We start from the raw sequence: 19,958 nt of genomic DNA, 5'->3' as shown, positions 1-19,958 counted from the left end.
CATACGTCTTGTGGCGTTGTGCGGTATAGACCGCACGCGTGCACGATGGTTCTCATAGCATCCCACTTCTAACTCGTATAAACGGAGTTCTCATTGGCTATTCATCGCAAGATTCTGCGCTGGCTTGAGACCGAGCTCTTTGAAGGCAATATTCAGCTCGGTCAAAGCCTTCCTGACGATCAGCGGATTGCCCACGCCATCGGTGTGGGACGTTCCCGAACCCGAGATGCACTCAAAACCCTTGAAGATATGGAATTGATGCGCCTGTACTCTGGGCGCGGTAAAGAGATCATTCCTTATCTCTATGAGGAACCGGCGGCTGCGGCTGCGGGGCCCATTCGTCTGCACATGTCTACATCGCGTTACCCAACCCGCGATATGCTGCAGACCCGCATCCTGCTTGAGAGCTGGGCGGTGTCTAATATTGACCCTGACAAGGTCTCATTCGATGAGGTTGATGAGGCCCTTGAGACGCTCCAAGACGATACTCTGAGTATTGGCGAGTTTCTTGACCAGCTTTTGACCTTCCACCACCGGCTGGTGCGTTTGGCGGGTAACGAACTGGTCGTGGGCTTGCTGGTTGCGATCCGCCAGTCTTCCTTCGATTCCCTGTTGTCGCTTATGGGACGTTTGCCGCTGTGGAGCAGCACGATGACGCGCATCCGGGTGGAAAACCGTGCCATTGTAGACGCTGTCAAAGACGGCGATGCCCGCACCGCGCGCGAGCTAATTGCCCACCAGCTGCAAGAGCTATACTCCGAAGCTGGCATAGAACTGGATCAGGCAGCAAATACCCCGAACGGTATGCCTGGTGACCCCTCTGAGGACTACGAGGAATTCCAGGAGGAGGAATACTCCGAGGAAAGCACTGATTCTTCCGAAGAGCCCGAAGCCGACGCTGACATGGAAGAACACGAGGAAGCGGAACCAAAGCAGGATACCGACGAGAATATTCCCGAATCAGAATATAAGGCTGAGCATGAGAAATCTCCGGCCGCGCAGCTTCCAAAAATTATTCGTGAAGGAACCACCGTTTCACGCCGTCGTCAGGGGCGTATGCGCGTGCCGACTCCGGTGGCTGTGGGTTTCGAGGAAGACGAAGCAGAGGAAACCGCCTCCGCCGAGAACACAGGTGATACTCCCACGACTGACATTCCCGAGCAGCAGGAAACCGTCGAGAGCACCCACGAGTCTCCGATCGATCCCCCTGAGGAAACCGCAGCGCACGAACGCCAGCTTGAGAGTGTGCAGCCCGAATTTGAGGATGACGTCCTGCCGGTTGAAAAACCCGGCAAGTCTGTATCTGACGAGGCACAGGACAAAGAATCTGCTGAAAAGATAACGGCAGAAAAAGCTACGGACAAGTCTGCTGATGGATCCGAAAAATCCAAGTCTTCGGAAGAGACACAGGGCAAAGCGCAGGACGACTCTGCCTCTCACGAAGACTCGACCGAAAGCACCGAGGATAAAGACGCTGAAGAGACACCCGACGAACAAGAACACATTCGGGAAGTCTATGTCGAGAAGGCTCCGGTGGGTAAAATCTCCGCCGAAGAACTTGTGGCGACCGGCCTTATTCCGTGGCGCACCATGGGACAGCAGGCCGAGAACGGAACCTCACCCCAGACCGAAGCTGAGGGGGAGGACGATGTTATTCGTGCACCCCTGCGCCGAAACGTGCCGCCCGTGCGACCCTCGCAATTCTCACCGCGCAAGTCCGAAAAGCCAGAGAAAGCGGAGAAGCCCGCGAGCGAGCGCATCAGCCTGATTCGCCGCGTCCGCCATTACTTCGGTCTTGATCTGCCGCATACCCAGGCGGTCAAGCTGGTTGAGGCGCAGGAGGCGGCCGAGCAGAAAGCCGCAGACAATGCGAAATTTGCGGCAGAACCTCCTAAGGTAGAGCCTAAGTCCGCTTCTGCTTCATCATCTGAGGATACCCCTGCCGCTGCCTCCGCCGAGACCTCCAAGTCTTCGGTGGCTGAGCAGGAGCGGGAAGCCTCCACAGAACCGAAGAAACCAGCGGCTCAGCCATCACCCGCAAAGTCGGCAGAGGCTCCCAAGCCTGCTGAGGCGCCGAAACCCTCGAAGCCATCGAGCGATGCAACTTCTAAGAGCGCCGAGCCCGCGCCGGAGGCAGCACCTTCGGATAAGACGGATTCGAAGATTTCTAAGCCTGCGGAAAAACCCGCATCCGCCCCTGCACAGAGCGTAGATTCGGCGAAGCACGAGAAACCCGCCACAGAGACCCCTCAGACGGATTCTTCTGACTCTGTGAAGGCAGAACCTTCGGATGCGCCCGTTCAGAGGGCGGCGGCGAATGTCGAGTTGGAGGAAACTCCGGAAGAGATACGTTCTGAGTTGCAGAGCGCGATTACTCTGGACGAGCCTTCACCCGATTCGGTGCCGACCCCGACCGCTGAGCCCGTGGCGGTTAAACGCCCCAATCGCAAGGATTCAGATTCTCAGGCTCCGGCAAAGAATGTTTCGGTTGCGGCTGCAGCAATACCGCAGCCCGTTCCAGCAGTTGCCCGCCCGGAAACGGCTAATCTGAGCGGTGTCGATTCGACTCCGGTTGCTCCTGCGGTGAACGAAACTAAGAATAAGCCTGTGGAATCTCAACCCAAGCAGAAGGCTCAGGCAGATACCGAGAAAACACCGGTAAAACCCGCCCCGTCCCCTTCGGAAATTGCCCAGGCATCGGCAAAACCGGCTTCGAAGAAACCCGAGACGAAAAAGCCTGCGCCCGTAGCAGGTAGCGCCTCAAAATCTGCATCTGCTAACAAGAAAGCTCTGACTGCGGTAGACGCTAACGGTGCTCCGAATCCTTTTGAGGGCTTCGATGTCCTGGGAGCTGTCGAGCGTGCGCATGCGGCGGAAGCGGCTGCTGCTCAGAAGAAGCAGGCTAAGACGCAGGGATCCGCAAACGAGGCTAAAAAACCGGCCCAGAACGGTACTTCTAAGGGCGCCAGTGCCCTCTCGAAGGGGAAGAAGAACCGCAAGAGGCGCCACTAGCGCTATCACGCCACCATCTGGGGCGGCGGGAACTCGGGAGTATGCAACCCGTGGTTCTCGCCGCCTCATGTATATCCGCTGCGGTGGAAAAGACATCGGGGGCGAGAGAAAGCTCGCAAAATCGAAGGTTTTCTGCCCTTCAAATGGTGAAAATAGGCCATTACCTTGTACCCTAGGAAGGTAGCGTTCTCAAAACGCTTGGGCACTGCTGTGCCTAAAATGCCTTTTAGAGCGTTTATACCGGTATAAACATACCCGGGTAGCTACCAAACCGGTTTGGTTTGGCCGGGTCTAGAAAAGTGAGGAAATCCTATGGGTTCCGTTATTAAGAAGCGCCGCAAGCGTATGTCCAAGAAGAAGCACCGTAAACTGCTTCGCAAGACTCGCCACCAGCGCCGCAATAAGAAGTAATTAAGGCTTCTGCGCCCCGCATCTAGCAGGTTCAACCGCAAGGATGCGGGGTGTTTTGCCTCTGGCGCACCAGTGCATGTGGCGCTGTGACCTGTATATATTCCCGACCGAGCATATGTGCGAACAAGAATATAGAGCACAGGGGAACATAACTATCAGACATATATCGCGGGCAGGCGTGGGCACACAAGATCGCGCGGCAGAACCTCAAGAAGCTGCACGGGTATACACTGGGAACTATGCCTGAACCTGTCATTGAACTTCTGACCCGTCCTGGATGCCATCTCTGCGAGGATGCGCGCCTAACCGTGAGCGAAATCTGCGCCGAGTACGGTCTGGACTATACCGAGCTCGATATTACCAATAACCCGGATCTGCTCAAACGCCACGAGACCGAAATTCCGGTGCTGCGCATCGACGGCGAAGCGAAGGATTTTTGGCGTATTAACCCCAAACGCATGCGCAAGATTCTCGACAAGAAACTTGCCCGCTAACCGGACACTTCGCAATATATTTTGGGGTAGCGCCGAAAGTCTGAGAAACTGAGAGAATGACTACTCAGCCCACGGTTACGGTTCACCTGATGCGCCACGGCGAAGTTCACAACCCCGAACGCATTGTCTACGGCCGTCTGCCGCACTACGCTCTCTCCGAGAAGGGCCAGCAGATGGTGCGCATGAGCGCCCAAGAGTTTGCTCAGCGCGCGCAGGACGGTGCCAAGATTGTGCATCTGGTATGCTCACCCCTGCTGCGCACCCGCGAATCTGCCGCGCCAATCACCGAGTTGCTGGGTCTGGAGGCACATGCGGATCAGCGGGTTATCGAAGCCGATAACTATTTTGAGGGCGAGCACGTTACCAAACGGGGTCTTCTGCGCAACCGTGGGCACTGGGACAAACTCTACAACCCGCTGCGCCCATCCTGGGGGGAACCGTACCTTGACCAGGTAAAACGCATGGCATCCGCTATTCAGGATGCGGCACGCACCGCCTACGACAAAGGCGGCGAAGGCGCACAAGCGATTATTGTCTCGCATCAGCTGCCCATCTGGGTCACCCGCCTGGGGTTAGAAGGCCGCTTGCTGCAGCACGACCCGCGCACACGCCAGTGCAACCTTGCTTCGATCACCTCCCTCGACTTTAAGAGCACGGATTTTGACCATGAAATGCCGCAGGTGAGCGGATACTCCGAACCCGCCTCGCCCCTATACGGCGGCGTGATTCAGCTTCCCGGAAGCTAGTCTCCTATAGTTTAAGAACGCAGGCCTTCGCACACACCGATGCCGCCGCCAGCTGGCACGGAAGGAAAGCATGAACCCTATGCCAAAACCCACGACGCCAAATACCCCACTCAATCGCCGCGCGCTTCTGCATACGGGCGCGGGTATTTGCGCCACCGCCGCAGGTGCCGTGCTCCTCTCGGCGTGCTCATCCAGCGATGATTCCCTAGCAAAACAGGCAAATTCGGGTGATAACAAAGGCTATATCGCGGGCGATGGTTCCGTCACCGAATACCAGGAAGCCGAACGCGGTGACCCTGTCGCCTTCACCGGCGAACTCTTCGACGGAAAAACCGTGACCGCCGAATCCCTGCGCGGTAAACCGGTACTGCTGAACTTCTGGTACGCAGGATGCGCCCCCTGCCGCGCCGAAGCACCCGACCTGCAGAAACTCTCCGAAGAATTCAAAGATAAAATCGCTTTTTACGGCGTGAATGTGCGCGACGAGAAGAACACCGCGGAAGCCTTCGAGCGCAGCTTCAACGTCACCTACCCCTCCTTCAAAGACGTTACAGGCAAGGTTCTTCTCTCGCTCAGCAAATACGTACCCGCGCAGGCGGTGCCCACCACCGTGATCCTGGACGAGAAGGGGCGCGTGGCATCCCGCGTGCTGGGGCAGGCTAACCCGTCCATCCTGAAAACCCTCGTCGAGACCGTGATGAAGGGTGCCTAGCGTGCCGCACACGCCCGTTCAGCCGCTCATCGCTATTGCCGGGGCAGTGGTGTTTCCCGTGGCGAGCATCAGCTCAACCGTGCTAGACGGCTCGCTGTGGCTGTCGATACCGCTTGCCGCGCTTGCGGGGTTTATTTCTTTTGCTTCCCCGTGCGTGCTGCCGCTGGTTCCGGGGTATTTAGGATATGTTGCGGGGCTGACCGGGGCGAATATACCGGCAACGGGCGCATCACAAGCTGAAGGGCATGCGGAGGAGCCCGTGGATGCGAAAACTTTCGCCCTCGTGAACCCGGCGGCGGCGCGGCGTTTAGCGCCAACGGCACCTCAAACACAGGATGTAATAGACAATCACAGCGCTTCTGCGCCCATAACAACAGAGAGTAAAGCTCAGACACCGAATGAGTATGCTGTAACTCGCCGCAAAGCCACCTGGCGGTTACTCGCCGGAGTTGCCCTGTTTATCGCGGGATTCTCCGCTATTTTCGTGCTTCTCTCGGTTGTCCTCGCCCAGCTCGGCGCCGCACCCTGGCTCAAGGGGCAGTCCTGGGTCACGATGATTCTGGGCGCGTTGGTTGTGCTTATGGGAATCGTATTTCTGGGCGGGCTTTCAATCTTTCAGACCGATAAGCGCCTGCATCGCCGCTCGATCACCGGGCTGTGGGGTGCACCGATTCTGGGCATAACCTTCGGGTTGGGATGGGCACCCTGCATCGGGCCGACCTTCGCGGCCGTGCAGACCCTCGTATATACGGGCGGTTCCGGCACCGGCAAGGCAGTCGTTCTGACTCTCGCATACTGTCTGGGTCTGGGCGTTCCCTTTCTGCTCGTGGCATGGGGCATGGGCAGGGGAGTGAGCACCCTGGCGTGGGCGCGAAAACATCGCCTAGGCATACAGCGGGTGGGCGGTGCCGTACTCATCCTGATCGGAGTACTGCTCATGACGGGGCTGTGGACCGAGCTGATGTCATGGATACAGGCGGCATTACCCGCCTACGAACTACCGATCTAAGAAAGGAGGGCTGTCATGGTTTCCGAACACAGTGACGATGAAAATACTTCAACAGAGGCAAAGGATACAAACACCGCAAACCGCAAGGCGGGCAAAACCGCAGATGCCGGGCGTGCCGTGAACGCATCCGAGAAGACCGAGAAAACCGGTAAACCAGCGCGCAAAAATGCGCCAGCCCTCGGGTTCGTGGGCATGCTTCGCTGGTGCTGGACTCAGCTGACCAAAATGAACACGGCGCTCATGCTTCTGCTTTTGCTGGCGGTTGCAGCGGTGCCTGGCTCGATTTTCCCCCAGCGCGTGCAAGACCCTACCAAGGTTACCGATTACATTAAGAACCATCCCGGCTGGGGCGAATTTGCCGATAAAATTCAGCTTTTCGACGTGTTCTCCTCGGCGTGGTTCTCTGCCATCTATCTGCTGCTGTTTATTTCGCTGATCGGATGCGTAACCCCGCGAGCCATCAAACACGCGAAAGACTGGCGTAAGCCCCCGGCACGCACCCCCAGAAACCTTTCCCGTATGCCGGTGCACCGTCAGCTTGAGATTCCCGTGGCGGATGCCGGGCTGAACCTGAGTGCCAAGGGCGCGATTGAGGATGCGGCGCGCATCCTGAAAAAGAGCCACTACCGAGTTGAAATTCGGGACGAAGAGAACGACCACTACTCGGTCGGTGCCGAACGCGGGTATCTGCGCGAAATAGGCAATATTCTCTTTCACGTGGCGATGATTGGCATTCTGGTAGGGGTCGCCTTCGGGTCGCTCTATGGGTACCGCGGACAAAAAATTCTGGTTCAGGACGAAACTTTCGTCAATTCGCTGATTGGCTACGATTCGTTTACCCCCGGCACGAATTACAACCCCGACTGGCTTACCCCGTATGCGGTTACGCTCAATAATTTTCAGGTGCGCTACGACCGCCAGCAAGACAGCCACACCTACGGGCAAGACCTTGACTATAAGGCGGAGCTGACGGTGCATGATCCGCAGGGCGGCACCGAGCAGAAGACCCTCAAGGTGAACGAACCGGTCGATATTGGCGGTACCAGTATTTTCCTCTCGGGTAATGGGTATGCGCCCGTGGTGCGAGTGACGGATGGCGAAGGTAAAGTCGCCTATGAGGGCACCGTGGTGGGCATTACCACGGACGGTAAATACACCTCATCGGTGGTGCTCAAGGTTCCGGACGCCAAACCTAGCCAGCTTGGTTTTGTGGGCATGTTCCTGCCTACCGGTGACTATGCGCGCGGCACCACCGTACCCCACTCGGTAGATTCCGCCCCCGCAAACCCCATGCTGATTTTCCAGTCCTATTCGGGCGATCTGGGGCTCAACTCGGGGCAGCCGCAGAATGTGTACGTGCTCGATACCTCTAAGTTGCAAGAGTTGAACTCCATGGCACAGGGCAACGGCATTGTACTGAGCGCGCAGAATCCCGAAGCTGTGCTGCCCGATAACAAGGGAAAGATCGAGTTTTTGGGGTATAAGCGCTATGTCGGTCTGGATGTGCGCCACGACCCCGGGCAGAATATTGTTCTGTACTCCTTTGTGGTCGCGTTCGCCGGGCTTATCGTCTCGCTTTTCGTGGCGCGCCGCCGTGTATGGGTGCGTACCCACACCGCCGATGGCGTGCTCGTGGTCGAATACGGTTTGCTGGCACGCGGGGAAGATCCGCGCCTTGCGAACGAGGCCGAACGCCTCACCGATGCTTTCGCCGCCGCTTGGGGGCTAGAATTTGATGATGATAACCATGATGAAAACGAGGGTAAGTAGCCGATGCTGAACGACTCATTAGCGCGCTCCAGCGAACTATTTATGTACATTGCGGCGCTGATTTACACCGTCGTTTTTATTGCGTTCACCTCCGATGTGGTGGCAAACTCGCGCGTGACACGGCGCCTGGAAGGGCGGTCTGAGGGTACCGCACAGAAACCCACCGTCAAGGCGAAGATAAAGGTTGGTGCAGGCGCTGTTTCTGGCGCATCCGCGACGGCGAATACCGCTGCGGATACAGTTCGCACGGGCGGTACCGAACAGGGCACCGGCGAACGCGGCATGGGGTATAAGGGTGCTGCCGCACAGGCTCTCGAAGGTGAGGTTGCCGATTCCGCGATGCTGTACACGGGCGTTCGCCGCCCCGCCGCGCGCATCGCCGTGGTTGTGATGGTGCTTGCCGCGCTCGTGCACACCGCCGCCGTGATAATGCGCGGTATCGCGGCTCAGCGCGTGCCTTGGGGGAACATGTACGAGTTCTGCACCACAGGCGCGCTCATGGTGTCTGCGGTGTTTCTGATAACCCTCATATTCCGCGATGTGCGCTTCGTGGGCACGCTGGTGTCTGGGCTTGTGCTCATTATGCTGTGCGCCGCCACAATTGGTTTCCCCACGCCGGTGGGGCATTTGAAGCCTGCGCTGCAAAGCTATTGGCTGGTAATTCACGTATCGATTGCAGTGTTAGCTTCCGGGGTGTTCACGATTACCTTCGCGATGGCTGTACTGCAGCTGGTGCAGACCAGGCGCGAGCAGCGCATCCTGAACGGGAAGTCGGGCGGATGGGCGTTTATGCGCTTGGTTCCGAGCGCCCAGGCTCTAGAGAATTTTGCGTTCCGCATGAACGCGCTGGCGTTTGTGATGTGGACGTTTACGCTTGCCGCAGGTGCGATTTGGGCGAATCACGCGTGGGGACGTTACTGGGGCTGGGACACCAAAGAGGTGTGGACCTTCGTGATCTGGGTGGTGTATGCGGCGTATCTGCATGCACGCGCGACTCGCGGCTGGGCAGGCCCCCGCTCGGCATGGCTGTCTATTATCGGCTATGCATGCATTATCTTTAATTTCACGGTCGTGAATATTTTCTTCTCGGGTTTGCATTCATATTCGGGGTTGTAATCGGGATAACAGTGGATAACGGAATACTGCAGTAGTTTTGGAAATTTAAGTTCATAAAACGTGTGGACGGGGTCGTGTAACCCCGTCCACACGTTTTATGAGAAGCAGCTTCACCCAAAGATCCAAAAAGATTACAAAGAAAGTAATTGTGGGTCATTAAAATATTTGACGAATATTCTGGGTTCTTATTAGAGGCCTTCGTATAATGGTGATACCGAACGGTGTATGGCATACGTTTGAGGACAACCAACCACTGTGAGCCATCCTCAAGCTACCCTGAGATATCTACCCGGTCAACCGCTGGAATGCTGTCAAAGATGTCATGTGCCCGGTTTTCGTTGACCGATGATAGAGAGAAGAGGGATAAACCCATGCATGCAAATACCAACTCGATTAAGTTTGATTTTGAGGAAGCTGAGAAGTTTCATGCAGCTCTCCGAACCTGCAAGACAACCCTTGAAAACCAGGCACGTGACCGAAATGAAGTCACAGAATATGCAAAGTCGCAGCTTGAGGGTGGTTATGGGCGTCTCTTCTCTCGTAATGCTGACAGTCTCATTGAGATGGGAGCAGAACTCATCGAATCCCTTCGGAACGCCGAAGATAATATGAAAAAATATATTGCTGCCGCCCACGAGGAAGTTCGTATTCGTAAAGAAGTTACTGAATGGGAGTCCATGAAAGAGTCCCTTGACAATATGAAACACAATCTCAGGGCGAATCATGGGGCTCTTAAACCTGTAAAGCCGGAACATCGCCACTTAAATCCTACAGATCCTATGCCTCCTAAGCCTGAACCACAGCCTCGTCCTCATTATGAAATCTATAATTCAAATTCTATAAAGAAGTTCAATGAAAAAGTTGACTATACGCGAGCTAACTTAAAAGTTGGGACAAGTTTTCCTACCTGTGGTGGAGAAGGTCCTGCAACTGAGAAATATATTTCTCAGCAGATAAATGAAGACGATATAAATATGAATGAGTTAGCTCAAGGAAAAGTTTCGGGTATTCCTGAGCATCTTATTAAGTATTACAACATGATTAAGAGTATGAATCCTCGTGTAGAGCAAGACTATAACGCGATGAAGTCCTCTTATGAAGCTTTTAGGCATGGTACCGATTGGGGAGAATTTAATGCAGAAAGCCTCATCGCCGCTGTTTATGTCTGGTCCCAAGATAACCTTGTGGAGGCGTATCGTGCTGGAAAGATTGGGGAAGAGCTCTGGAAAGCTGGTAGCCAGGGGGAGATTAGCGAAACAAATCCCAATCTTTCGGACCCCCGAGTTCTGCATTCTGTTGAGAGCAGTGTATTTGTAAACGATCAAGACCTTAAAAACTCCCAACAAAACATATGCTTCCTTATGTACCTTCGGCAGGTATTTCGGGAGCTTATCCTAGCTCAGGTTATTTGAATGATCCAGTTAATATTGCAACAGGTAACTTTATTGAGTATGAGCTTGATTTAGCTTTTGATAATACTGCCGCTACTGCATTATCTCTGGAGCGTATGTATAACAGTTTTGCGGTGGTACATCCAGAGGAAATTCCTTCAGGAATTTTTGGGCTCGGGTGGTGCTCCACTTTGGATACTTGGATTGACTTTACCTCAGAAAATGCTCAGTGGTATACCAAAGACGGGCGTATTCTGCACTTTAGTCGTTCGGGTGATGGGTATGACCGCACCCCGCAGGAACCCTGGTGGCTCACCAAAGTACTGCCTAGCGATGAACTGTATGAGTGGATCACGCAGGCAATGCAGCAGGCATTCGAGCAGGCGCATAACTGCGAGAAAGAACTTGCCCAAAACTCGCATGAAGAGGTAGATTTCTCGCAAAAACGTGGAGAGCTGACCTTCACATCACATTACTGGGTCATTGAAGACAACAAACATACGCGCCATATATATAACTCGGCAGGCATTTGGGTGGGTACTGCGGTCGGGCATTTGAGCGATGCAATGGTTCCTGTGTACGCTACCGCAACGTTTGAGTTTGAGAGCGTACCTCAACGTATTGTCACAGACCTCGTGCATCCTGTGGCGCATCGGGCTATTCACATAGATTACGAGCTTGATTCCACTGGTGGATTACGCCCCGCGCAAGCATATACGTACAATACTGCGGGTATAAGTGCGGGTGCTCCCCAAACTGCCGTCGGCTACAGTTACGTGCCTGAAGGGGAGAATGCCTCAGGTCACCTCTGCGCCGTGGAGAAGATGAATGGTACCCGCACGTATACCCACACCCCGGAGCATTTGATCCATGAGGTGACCGATGTTAATGGACACGTTGAGGTCACGAATACCTACGATGACAACGGGCGTGTAATACATCAGCACACTGAATATGATGACGATATTTCTTATAGTTATACGGATGCAGGCGTAACAACTGTTGCTCAGGCTGAGACCGGACTAAGGGTTAACATTTTTTATAGCGACCCTAAAGGGCGTCTTACGGGGGTTACAGATGGGAACGGGAAACGCTACAGCATTCGGTACGGAACTGGCGATAATCGAGTCAGTATTACTGATCGTGATGGCTCTATTACCAGCCGTTCCTTCGACCAGCATGACCGGCTAGTCCGCGAACGTACCCCGGAGGGAACCGACTATACCTACAGTTGGGATGAGTATAACCGTGTCACCGGGGTTTCGGTCTGTGATGCCAGGGATGTACGGAATTTGGGTACTCCTGTAACTACTTTTTATGAATACGCAGATTCAGTTAACCCCAATCCTTCAGCCGTTATTGAGAGCAACGGTGCGAAAACCCAGTTGGTCTGGGATGAGCACGGTCGGCTTGTGGAGACCATAGACCCCACCGGGGTGTGCACCGTCATGACCTATGACATTCATGGGGATCTGAAGACCATGACGGATGGTGTGGGAAACACAACTACTCTGGTACGTGATGGTGCTGGGCGCGTAACACAGGTCATTGACCCATTAGGGCGAACTCTTCGTATTCGATACAACGCTTCCGGCATGATTTCCAGCTTCGAAGAAGCTACCGGTGCTCGCTGGAGTTTCTTATATCAAGAAGCCCGAGAGGCACCGCGGGTCCCTGCGACTTTGCGCACTGCGCAGCGTTTTGCTGGTTTAGAGGGTGAGATTGCTGATGACAAAGAGCAGGGAAATCTGCCTCATGCGGTGACAGATCCATACGGAAACGTTACTACTCTGACCTATAATCGAGCCCGGGAAATTACCTCTGTGACTGACCCGTTAGGCCGCACCACCCAGAATATTTATAACCAGTCGGGTAACCTGACCCAAGTTATTGAGGCTTCAGGGGCAACATGGACTTATGAGTATGACGGAATCCGTCAACTTATTGCCGCCATTGACCCTCTAGGCGGCGTGACTCGGTACACCTATGACCCCGTGGGGAACCGAACTTCTGAAACTGACCCCACAGGGGTGAAGGTCAAGCAGAACGTCGACCGCAAGCGTGGTCTGGAAAGGACCACGGATGCTTACGGTAATTCCTTCAAACAGATCGATGTTTTCGGTCGTGTGGTCGCCCAGAAAACGGGAGTTAAAGTAGGGTCTTCCGAAAAGCCTGATTCTGAGGAATTTATCACCTACGATCATGCCGGTAATCCTGTTGAAATTGTGGATGCGCAGGGTGGGTTAACTCGCATTATTCGGGATCTTGCAGGTCGCCCGTTACGGGTAGTTTCACCTGCTGGACGCGTGCAAACTTATGAATATGATGCAGCAGGTCGTCTAGAGCGGTACGCGGTGAGCCTTGATGAGCCGGTACCAGCTGCTGAGATAACACAAGATTCTGAACCTACTCAATGGGCTGTCACGCGTCTGGTCTATGATGCCGCTTCCCAAGTCGTGGAGCGTATCCTTCCGGATGGCTCCGCAGAATATATCGATTATGATGCCGCCGGTCGTGTTATCAAGGTGACTAAGGGTGCTCGCAGTGCAAGCTATGAATACGATCAGGGCGGTCGTCTGGTGGGGCTGCGCGATAACACGTATGGCTATCGTCGTTTTTCCTACGATGCCGCTGGTCAGCTGATTCGGACCATTGATGGGCTGGGCAACCGCACCCACATGAAGTATGACGCTGCGGGTAATATTGCGCAGGTTATGGATTCTACTGGGCAGATCACTCGCTACGAATACGATGCTTTGAACCGTCTGACCCGCATCATTAACGCGGCGGGTATCGTCTTTGAGTATGGGTATGATGCGGCTGGCCGTCTAACCCGCGCTTTCGACGGTGTACATGAGCGCACCTACGAGTACGACTATAAACGCGGCGGCGAGCTTCGGTATGCTTTCTGCGATGGTGTGCGTATTGCACAGTACGGCAGTGAAAATAAGGGACGTAATGTGTGGGTACGTGATTACGCCACTGCTCAGGCTCTTGACGGTCGTGCGCCGGAGGAAGCTTATGTTGAGCACCGCTACGAGTATGATTCCGCCGGGCAGCTCGTTAAGCGTTCCCGAAGCGCTGTTATTGACCCTCACTCACCAGATTCAGAGCACAAGATGTCCAAATCTACGGACGTCGAGAACCAGGTTCAGGCGCTCAATACGTTTGTTTCTACAGGTGCATATACTCTCACATATTCCTACGATGCCGACGGTAACCGCACTGCCACAGTAACTCCATACGGTACATCGCATGCGGTGTATGACGGCGCGGGTCATGTGGTTCGCCGCGAAACCTGCAGTACCGGTGAAGATAAGTCTATTGTTTCCACATATTCATATGATGTGATGGGGCAGCTTGTTCGTGCCCAGGTAGGGGATATTGTTTCTACCTGGCGGTTTGACGCTTCAGGTCGAGTCTCGGAATACGGCAAAAATCTTGTTGCTGAAGAAGCCTCCGAATTTGCAGGCGGCATAGAAGCTGAAAATCAGGGAATAAATAAGAAGACCCAGATAACCCGTGACGCCCAGGGGCGTGTAGCTGGTGTGCAGACAAACAACTCACTAGTGATGTACTCCTATGATGCCGCCGGTCAATTGATCGGTGCTCGTGAGGGCGATCTTGAATATGAATGGGTCTTTGAGAACGGTCTGATGGTGAGCGAAAAACTCTACCGTGTGGATGATGCAGAGCAACACAAACGTACCGTTCTGAGTGAACGTTCCTTTGAATATAACGTCCTCAATCAACTGGTTCAGATCGAGACCTTGGAGTACGCAGCTGCTATAGCCCCAGAGTTTGTGGGGCTTCACCATGAAGTTATTAACCGCGTAACCACAACTTATGCCTATGATGCGGCAGGGTACCGCGTGCGTGAATATACCGCTTCAAATCAGGGTACTCGTATAGCTCGCGAGTACGAGTGGGGCGTTTGGGGTGGTCTTTCCGCGGTTACGACTACGTCAAATTCTGATGCCTTCCATACGGAGGCTCTGGGTGTACGCGGCGTGGCGTCCCGGGTACGTCTTGTCACGGATGCCACGGGTGAACTGGCTCAGGTTACTGGTGTAGACAGCATCTCAATGCCTGTACTGTGGGATTCACTAGCTGATACCCCACAGGTTTTGGGCGTGGGAGCTGTGAGTGCACCGGATTGCGACGGCGGGTTCTCTCAGGTAGGTGTTCCGCAAGGATTAAATCCGTGGGGTGTGCCTGATCCAGCGGGTATAGCTCATATTCCTGGGATAAGGAGCTTCGACCCGTTCAGCCAAGTATTACCTGAGGGAGTATCCTTTACAGGCGCCGGCAGCGTGCGTATCGCCGGGCTGGATGTCATGGGTGCCCGCACGTTTGACGGTGTTTCGAAGCGTTTCCTGTCGACTGATCCACTAGCGCCAGTGGCCGGTTCGCCATGGTTCGCAGACCCCTATTCTTTCGTGGGCTCTAGCCCCATGAATATGGTGGATCCATGGGGTACAACTGAGGTCTCTGTTGCGCTCGCACAAGATACAAGCTTTGAAGGCTGGTTAAGCAGGAACCGTCAAGAAGTCTCGCGTGCTCTTATCGCAGTTGGCATAGTTGTTTCCATTGTTTCCATACCTATTCCCGGTTTAAGTGTGGCGATTGCAGCCGGGACTGTGTCAGGCAGCAGTATGGCAGCCAGTATAACGTTGAACTCCAATGCTTCTTTGAAGAGCGGCGGGTATGTTGATACTGGCGATGTGGCCTTTGCAGCCACCGTGGGTGGTATTACTGGAGGTCTTACAGCGGCTGCCGGTTATGGTGCCGCTTACAGTGTTCAGAAATGGGTTGCTCCTAAGGCTGTGGAGGGTTTTTCTAAAGTGCGTAGCACCTTTTCTCCTTCTACATCGTCGGCGATTCAAACAAGTGAGCGTGCGATTGCGGCAGAGACCAGGTTTGTTCCACAGGGCTCTAACCTTGTGAACTCTTCGAGTAATGCAGCGCGTGTTGCAAACGTGGAGTCGAAAGTTACTTCGGCATCTCCAACTGCTGTGAAGTGGGAGAATGTGCCAGTGGTTGCCGCTGGCACAAAAGGCGCTTCTACAGGTGTACGTTCAGGTACTCCGGTACAGGCGGTGACTGTGTCGTCGAGTCAGGGGAAGGCTATTCCTGTTATCGCTACCGGATCGAAGGGGGCTTCAAGTTTGAAAGCTGCTGGTCCTGCTCAGGTAGGTAAGGTTCCTGGTGCTCCTGCGGCTGCGGTTGCCTCAAAAGGCACTCAGATCGGCTCTAAGAGTGCCTCAGGTGAGTTGCGTGCTGTCGGTCCTGTGAATGTGGGTAAGTCCTCATCAGGAACAGCGAAACCTACTGTAGGTCAACGGTTAAAGGCTGTTGGTGCTAATGCTGCGGTGAATGGACTAACTGGTGGCACTACGAACCTTACTGCGTATAGTGCGCAGACTGCTTTGGACCCGACGAAGGATTGGGATTTGGGCGAGGCTTTAGTGTATGCGGGGACTGGTGCTACAGGTAATATACTGGGCGGCTCGGCGAGTCCTGCTGCTGGTTCTGTGGCGAAATACTTAGGTTTTAAACCCAACGGTATTGGGCAGAAGAGTTTGGAAGCTGGTTTTGCTGGTGGTATGAGTGTGGCTAATGGTGAGCTGTGGGCTGGTATGTCGGGTAATCCTACATCGGGTGGAGATAAGGTATATAACTTCTTGTCCGGAGGTACATTGAGCCAAGTGGGTAATTTCGGTCCGAAGAATCATAAGTTGGAGGATGTGAAGGTCGGTTCTTTGGGGCAGCCGTTGAAGGCTCCTGGGTATTTGGGGTCTTATCGGCAGATGGGGCTGGAACATCCGATGCCGGTGCCTCGTCAGTATCGTGATTTTGGTCCGTTATCGTTGAATTCTACGACGAATGCTAGTTTGGTGGCGTTGTCTGATGCGGCGAAGAAGTATTGGGTGGATAGGCTTTTGAATTTTGAGGGTGCTCCTGCGTATCCTGTGCCGTCTCCTGGTCCTTCTCCGGTTCCTTTGAGTGTTGATTCTGATGGTTTTGGTCCCGGTGGCAAAGTTGGAGTTCTGGAGTCTGAGAATATTCAGGAGCCGGAAAACATACAAGAGTTGGAGGATGTTCAGGCTCCTAAAAATGTTCGTAAGCCAGAGAACGTGCAAGAGCCTGAGAATGTGCAAGGGCCTGAGGGTATTCAGGGTCCTGTTGGTGTGCGAGATTCTGAGGGTATTGTTTCGGGTGAGGAAAAATTCTCTGGTGCCGATGGAGTTTCTTGGGATGAGGATGTTGACCCTGTAGAGGGTTCTGATGTTGATTTTGTGGGTGGTGAGTAGGTGTGCGGGTGCGTGTTCGGGATTGTGTGTATTGGGGTTGGGGTCCGTTTTGGGCTTTGGTGGTGCAGGTGTTGATTTGGTGGCCTATTGTGGGGTTGGTGGTGCGGGTTGCGCCGTCGCATCCTATGATGGGTCCTCATTTGCCGTTTTATGTGGTGTTGTTTTCTTTGCCGTTTGTAGGTATTGCGGTTAATTTTTGTTTGTTTCGGTTTTTTCGTGCAGATATAGCTGTAGGTCTTTTTTGGCTGTGTAGTTTTCTGTCAGCTTTTTTGTTTGTTCTTTTCCCGATGCCTTTTCGTGCGTTGGGTATGTATATGTTTGGTTCTGTGGTGTGTGGGTTGTATCCGGGTATTTTGTTGAATAATTATTATGAGTTGTATCGTGTGGCGAAGATGTCCCCTGAGGAAGTGGAAGCTTATAAAATTGAGCTTGAGCAAAAAAACGCAAAATACGAAGAAAATAGTGATACGGTAGGAAGCATTTATGTGGCAATTTTTTGTATTACTGCTGTTTTTATGACGGGATTCTTTTCGTTGGCTATTCCTGCGGTGCATTGGAAAGGGTATGACGCCTCTCCGATGCTTTTGCCAACAGTTATAGTGGCAACGGTGGGGTTGTGGTTATCTGTTGTGGTGAAGCGTATATTGAAGTGGAATGGCTCATGGCGGGTATATGCCGTATTGCTGGTAGTAAGCGTGGTAGGTGTATTGTGGGGGTGGGGTTATCCGATTGTACTTGTTGTTGCTCCATGGTGGATTGCGTATTGGGTTGGTGATGCTTTAGTCGATGCTGTTGAGTTCGCATTACGGAGGGTAATAAGATTTGAATATTCTTAGACGATGATTATATATCTTTGCTTACTTCTATCGGCCTGTGTTTTCAGAGTGGTTTTAGTGCTGAAGAATCAATTTAGTAATTTATTATGGGGCCGACTATAATAATTCGACGAGTATGTGATTTATTACTAATTATTTTAGACGAAAGTAATTCTGGTATTGATTGAGTTATCTTTATGTGTTTTTATCATTCATATGCTGAAATGTAGTTTAGTAAATAATTTATTTTTCATGATTGTGACTATTGTTGGTTTTGTTCAATATTGTTTTAGGGTATTCGGCCTGGTTGCTGTTTTATATTTATTTTTATTGTGTCTTGAGTTTTGTTAGGGTGATGTTTTCTGCTTTTAGTGATTGGTATGATTGTGTGGTGCTGTGAGAAATGCATGCTTGGATAACTTGTTTGTAAGGTTTGCTGCTGGTGTAGTTGGGCTCTTATCCACAGAAGGGTGGTGAGTAGGCGTGCGGGTGCGTGTTCGGGATTGTGTGTATTGGGGTTGGGGTCCGTTTTGGGCTTTGGTGGTGCAGGTGTTGATTTGGTGGCCTATTGTGGGGTTGGTGGTGCGGGTTGCGCCGTCGCATCCTATGATGGGTCCTCATTTGCCGTTTTATGTGGTGTTGTTTTCTTTGCCGTTTGTAGGTATTGCGGTTAATTTTTGTTTGTTTCGGTTTTTGCATCCGCGGCGGGCGTTAGGGTGGATGGTGCCTGTTGCGTTTGGTTTTATGTTTTTGTTTGGTCTTTTCCCGATGCCTTTTCGCGGTATGTCGATGCTTGGTTTTGGATCTGTAGTGTGTGGGTTGTATCCGGGTATTTTAATGAACAATTATTATGAATTGTATCGTCTGGCGAAGATGTCTCTGGAAGAGGTGGAGGAGTATCAGCGTGAGCATGAAGCTCGGGAAGCTCGCGAGGAGCAACACGAAGAAAAGACGGCTGATGTTTATGTATCATTATTATTTTTAATGTTTTTTGTAATCGTTGGTTTTTTTGCGGTGGGTATTCCGGCGATGCATTGGAAGGGGTACGATCCGTCCCCAATGATTTTTCCTGCGGTGATAGTGACAGTAGCCGGTATGGCGGTGTCGGTATTGGTGAAGCGTGTGTTGGAGTGGAAGGTTCCGGGGTGGGTGTATGCTGTGTTGCTGGTGGTGAGCGTGGTGGGTGTGTTGTGGGTGTGGGGTTATCCGGTGGTGTTGTTGGTGGCTCCATGGTGGGTTGCTTTTTGGATGGGAGAGGGTTGGCTAGGGCTGGTTAAGGATACTATACGTCGTAAATTGGGTAATATCACAAGATAAGTCTAGAGTTGAACATCTGACGCATATTTTTAATGGAATAAAAATGTAATATCTAATTTTTACAGAAAATGGTATGAATAGTTGGTTTATTTTTTCTAGAGCATATTTATTCTGATTAAATTCTAGTTTGATTTTTAGTAGGTTGATGTTTCTTGCTTTTAGCAATTGGTATGATTATGCGGTTCTGGGGGAAATGTATGTTCGGATAATTTACTTGTAAGGTTTGCTGTTGGTGTAGTTGGGGTCTTATCCGCAGAAAGATGGTGAAAACATGGTGGGGGAAGGTGAGATGTTTTTGGGTGTTCGGAAAGAGTGGTTGGCTACGATTGATTGGTGGAGTTCTGGGATTTTTATTGGGATTTCTCAGTTTTTGATTGGGTGGCCTTTGCTGGGGTTTATTCTTCAGACGTCGCGTTCTCTTCCGGTGGGTGAGAATGTGTTGTTTTATGGGTATGTGCTGTTGTTTCCTGTGTTTGGGACGGTTTATACTGGGTGTCTTTTTTATTGTCTGAATGCTAGTACTGTGTCGCAGCTGATTTGGTTGGCGTCTCCTCATGTGGGGATGTTGGTGGTGGGGATTTTGCCGTATCCGTGGAATCTTCCGTCTATGTTTGGGTTTGTTGCTGTGGTGACGGGGTTGTATCCGGGGGTTTTGCTGTATCAGTTGTTGGAGTTGCGGCGTCGTAGTCGGATGTCGCCGGATGAGTTGGAGGTGTTTCTTGCGGAGCTTGAGGTTCGGGAGGTAGAGGCACAAGAACGGGAGCTGAGAACTGAGAGTACGTTTATGTCCTTTGCCTTTATGGTGATGCTATTCATGGTTGGTTTTTTTGCGGTGGGTATTCCGGCGATGC

General features: G+C 52.7%; 12 protein-coding genes and 1 pseudogene. All 13 read left to right on the top strand.

The genetic code is table 11. The features are described 5' to 3' along the window. Positions 1-93 precede the first annotated feature (93 nt). Entirely contained in the window at positions 94-3,012 is a 2,919-nt protein-coding gene (locus tag HMPREF2804_RS05195) for an FCD domain-containing protein (protein WP_070627579.1), read from the top strand. A 312-nt stretch (positions 3,013-3,324) separates the two neighbouring features. Continuing rightward, on the top strand, positions 3,325-3,423 hold the full coding sequence (locus HMPREF2804_RS10745) for a 30S ribosomal protein bS22 (RefSeq protein ID WP_005504750.1): 99 nt from the start codon (positions 3,325-3,327) through the stop codon (positions 3,421-3,423). Between the two features lie 239 nt (positions 3,424-3,662). Further along, positions 3,663-3,917 (top strand): glutaredoxin family protein, encoded by a 255-nt coding sequence (locus HMPREF2804_RS05190; RefSeq protein WP_070617779.1) that lies wholly within the window; start codon positions 3,663-3,665, stop codon positions 3,915-3,917. Positions 3,918-3,973: 56 nt separating this feature from the next. After that, positions 3,974-4,663 carry a histidine phosphatase family protein gene (locus HMPREF2804_RS05185; protein WP_070627576.1) on the top strand — a complete coding sequence of 230 codons (690 nt, stop codon included), beginning with the start codon at positions 3,974-3,976 and terminating at the stop codon, positions 4,661-4,663. Between the two features lie 79 nt (positions 4,664-4,742). Continuing rightward, a complete protein-coding gene (locus HMPREF2804_RS05180; protein ID WP_070627622.1) occupies positions 4,743-5,375 on the top strand; it encodes a TlpA family protein disulfide reductase in 633 nt (210 codons plus the stop codon). A 49-nt stretch (positions 5,376-5,424) separates the two neighbouring features. Continuing rightward, a complete protein-coding gene (locus HMPREF2804_RS05175) occupies positions 5,425-6,384 on the top strand; it encodes a cytochrome c biogenesis CcdA family protein (RefSeq protein WP_141750936.1) in 960 nt (319 codons plus the stop codon). Between the two features lie 15 nt (positions 6,385-6,399). Further along, complete coding sequence (locus HMPREF2804_RS05170; RefSeq protein ID WP_239661926.1) at positions 6,400-8,154, top strand: cytochrome c biogenesis protein ResB; 1,755 nt, start codon at positions 6,400-6,402, stop codon at positions 8,152-8,154. Between the two features lie 3 nt (positions 8,155-8,157). Continuing rightward, the gene (gene ccsB, locus HMPREF2804_RS05165; RefSeq protein ID WP_070627571.1) at positions 8,158-9,270 is read left to right on the top strand and encodes a c-type cytochrome biogenesis protein CcsB; all 1,113 of its coding nucleotides are present in this window, start codon (positions 8,158-8,160) and stop codon (positions 9,268-9,270) included. A gap of 371 nt (positions 9,271-9,641) precedes the next feature. Beyond that, positions 9,642-10,682, top strand: a complete 1,041-nt coding sequence (locus HMPREF2804_RS05160) for a hypothetical protein (protein WP_070627569.1) — start codon at positions 9,642-9,644, stop codon at positions 10,680-10,682. Beyond that, the gene (locus HMPREF2804_RS05155; protein ID WP_070627567.1) at positions 10,679-16,975 is read left to right on the top strand and encodes a DUF6531 domain-containing protein; all 6,297 of its coding nucleotides are present in this window, start codon (positions 10,679-10,681) and stop codon (positions 16,973-16,975) included. Before HMPREF2804_RS05160 ends, HMPREF2804_RS05155 begins: the two co-directional genes overlap by 4 nt. Positions 16,976-16,983: 8 nt before the next feature. After that, a complete protein-coding gene (locus HMPREF2804_RS05150; RefSeq protein ID WP_070627566.1) occupies positions 16,984-17,811 on the top strand; it encodes a hypothetical protein in 828 nt (275 codons plus the stop codon). Between the two features lie 486 nt (positions 17,812-18,297). Further along, a complete protein-coding gene (locus HMPREF2804_RS05145; RefSeq protein WP_246824166.1) occupies positions 18,298-19,107 on the top strand; it encodes a parapinopsin in 810 nt (269 codons plus the stop codon). 271 nt (positions 19,108-19,378) lie between these two features. Continuing rightward, positions 19,379-19,958, top strand: a pseudogene (locus HMPREF2804_RS11095) (hypothetical protein); the annotation flags it as partial.

The organism is Rothia sp. HMSC065G12 (assembly GCF_001811455.1).
Lineage (GTDB): Bacteria > Actinomycetota > Actinomycetes > Actinomycetales > Micrococcaceae > Rothia > Rothia dentocariosa.
The sequence above is the reverse complement of the archived record's forward strand: the minus strand, read 5'-3'. Positions and strand labels throughout refer to the sequence as shown.

What these genes read in the sequence shown, in the direction of transcription:
- HMPREF2804_RS10745 (WP_005504750.1), top strand. Translation starts at nt 3,325, where the DNA reads ATGGGTTCCGTTATTAAGAAGCGCCGCAAGCGTATGTCCAAGAAGAAG.
- HMPREF2804_RS05190 (WP_070617779.1), top strand. Translation starts at nt 3,663, where the DNA reads ATGCCTGAACCTGTCATTGAACTTCTGACCCGTCCTGGATGCCATCTC.
- HMPREF2804_RS05185 (WP_070627576.1), top strand. Translation starts at nt 3,974, where the DNA reads ATGACTACTCAGCCCACGGTTACGGTTCACCTGATGCGCCACGGCGAA.
- HMPREF2804_RS05180 (WP_070627622.1), top strand. Translation starts at nt 4,743, where the DNA reads ATGCCAAAACCCACGACGCCAAATACCCCACTCAATCGCCGCGCGCTT.
- HMPREF2804_RS05170 (WP_239661926.1), top strand. Translation starts at nt 6,400, where the DNA reads ATGGTTTCCGAACACAGTGACGATGAAAATACTTCAACAGAGGCAAAG.
- ccsB (WP_070627571.1), top strand. Translation starts at nt 8,158, where the DNA reads ATGCTGAACGACTCATTAGCGCGCTCCAGCGAACTATTTATGTACATT.
- HMPREF2804_RS05160 (WP_070627569.1), top strand. Translation starts at nt 9,642, where the DNA reads ATGCATGCAAATACCAACTCGATTAAGTTTGATTTTGAGGAAGCTGAG.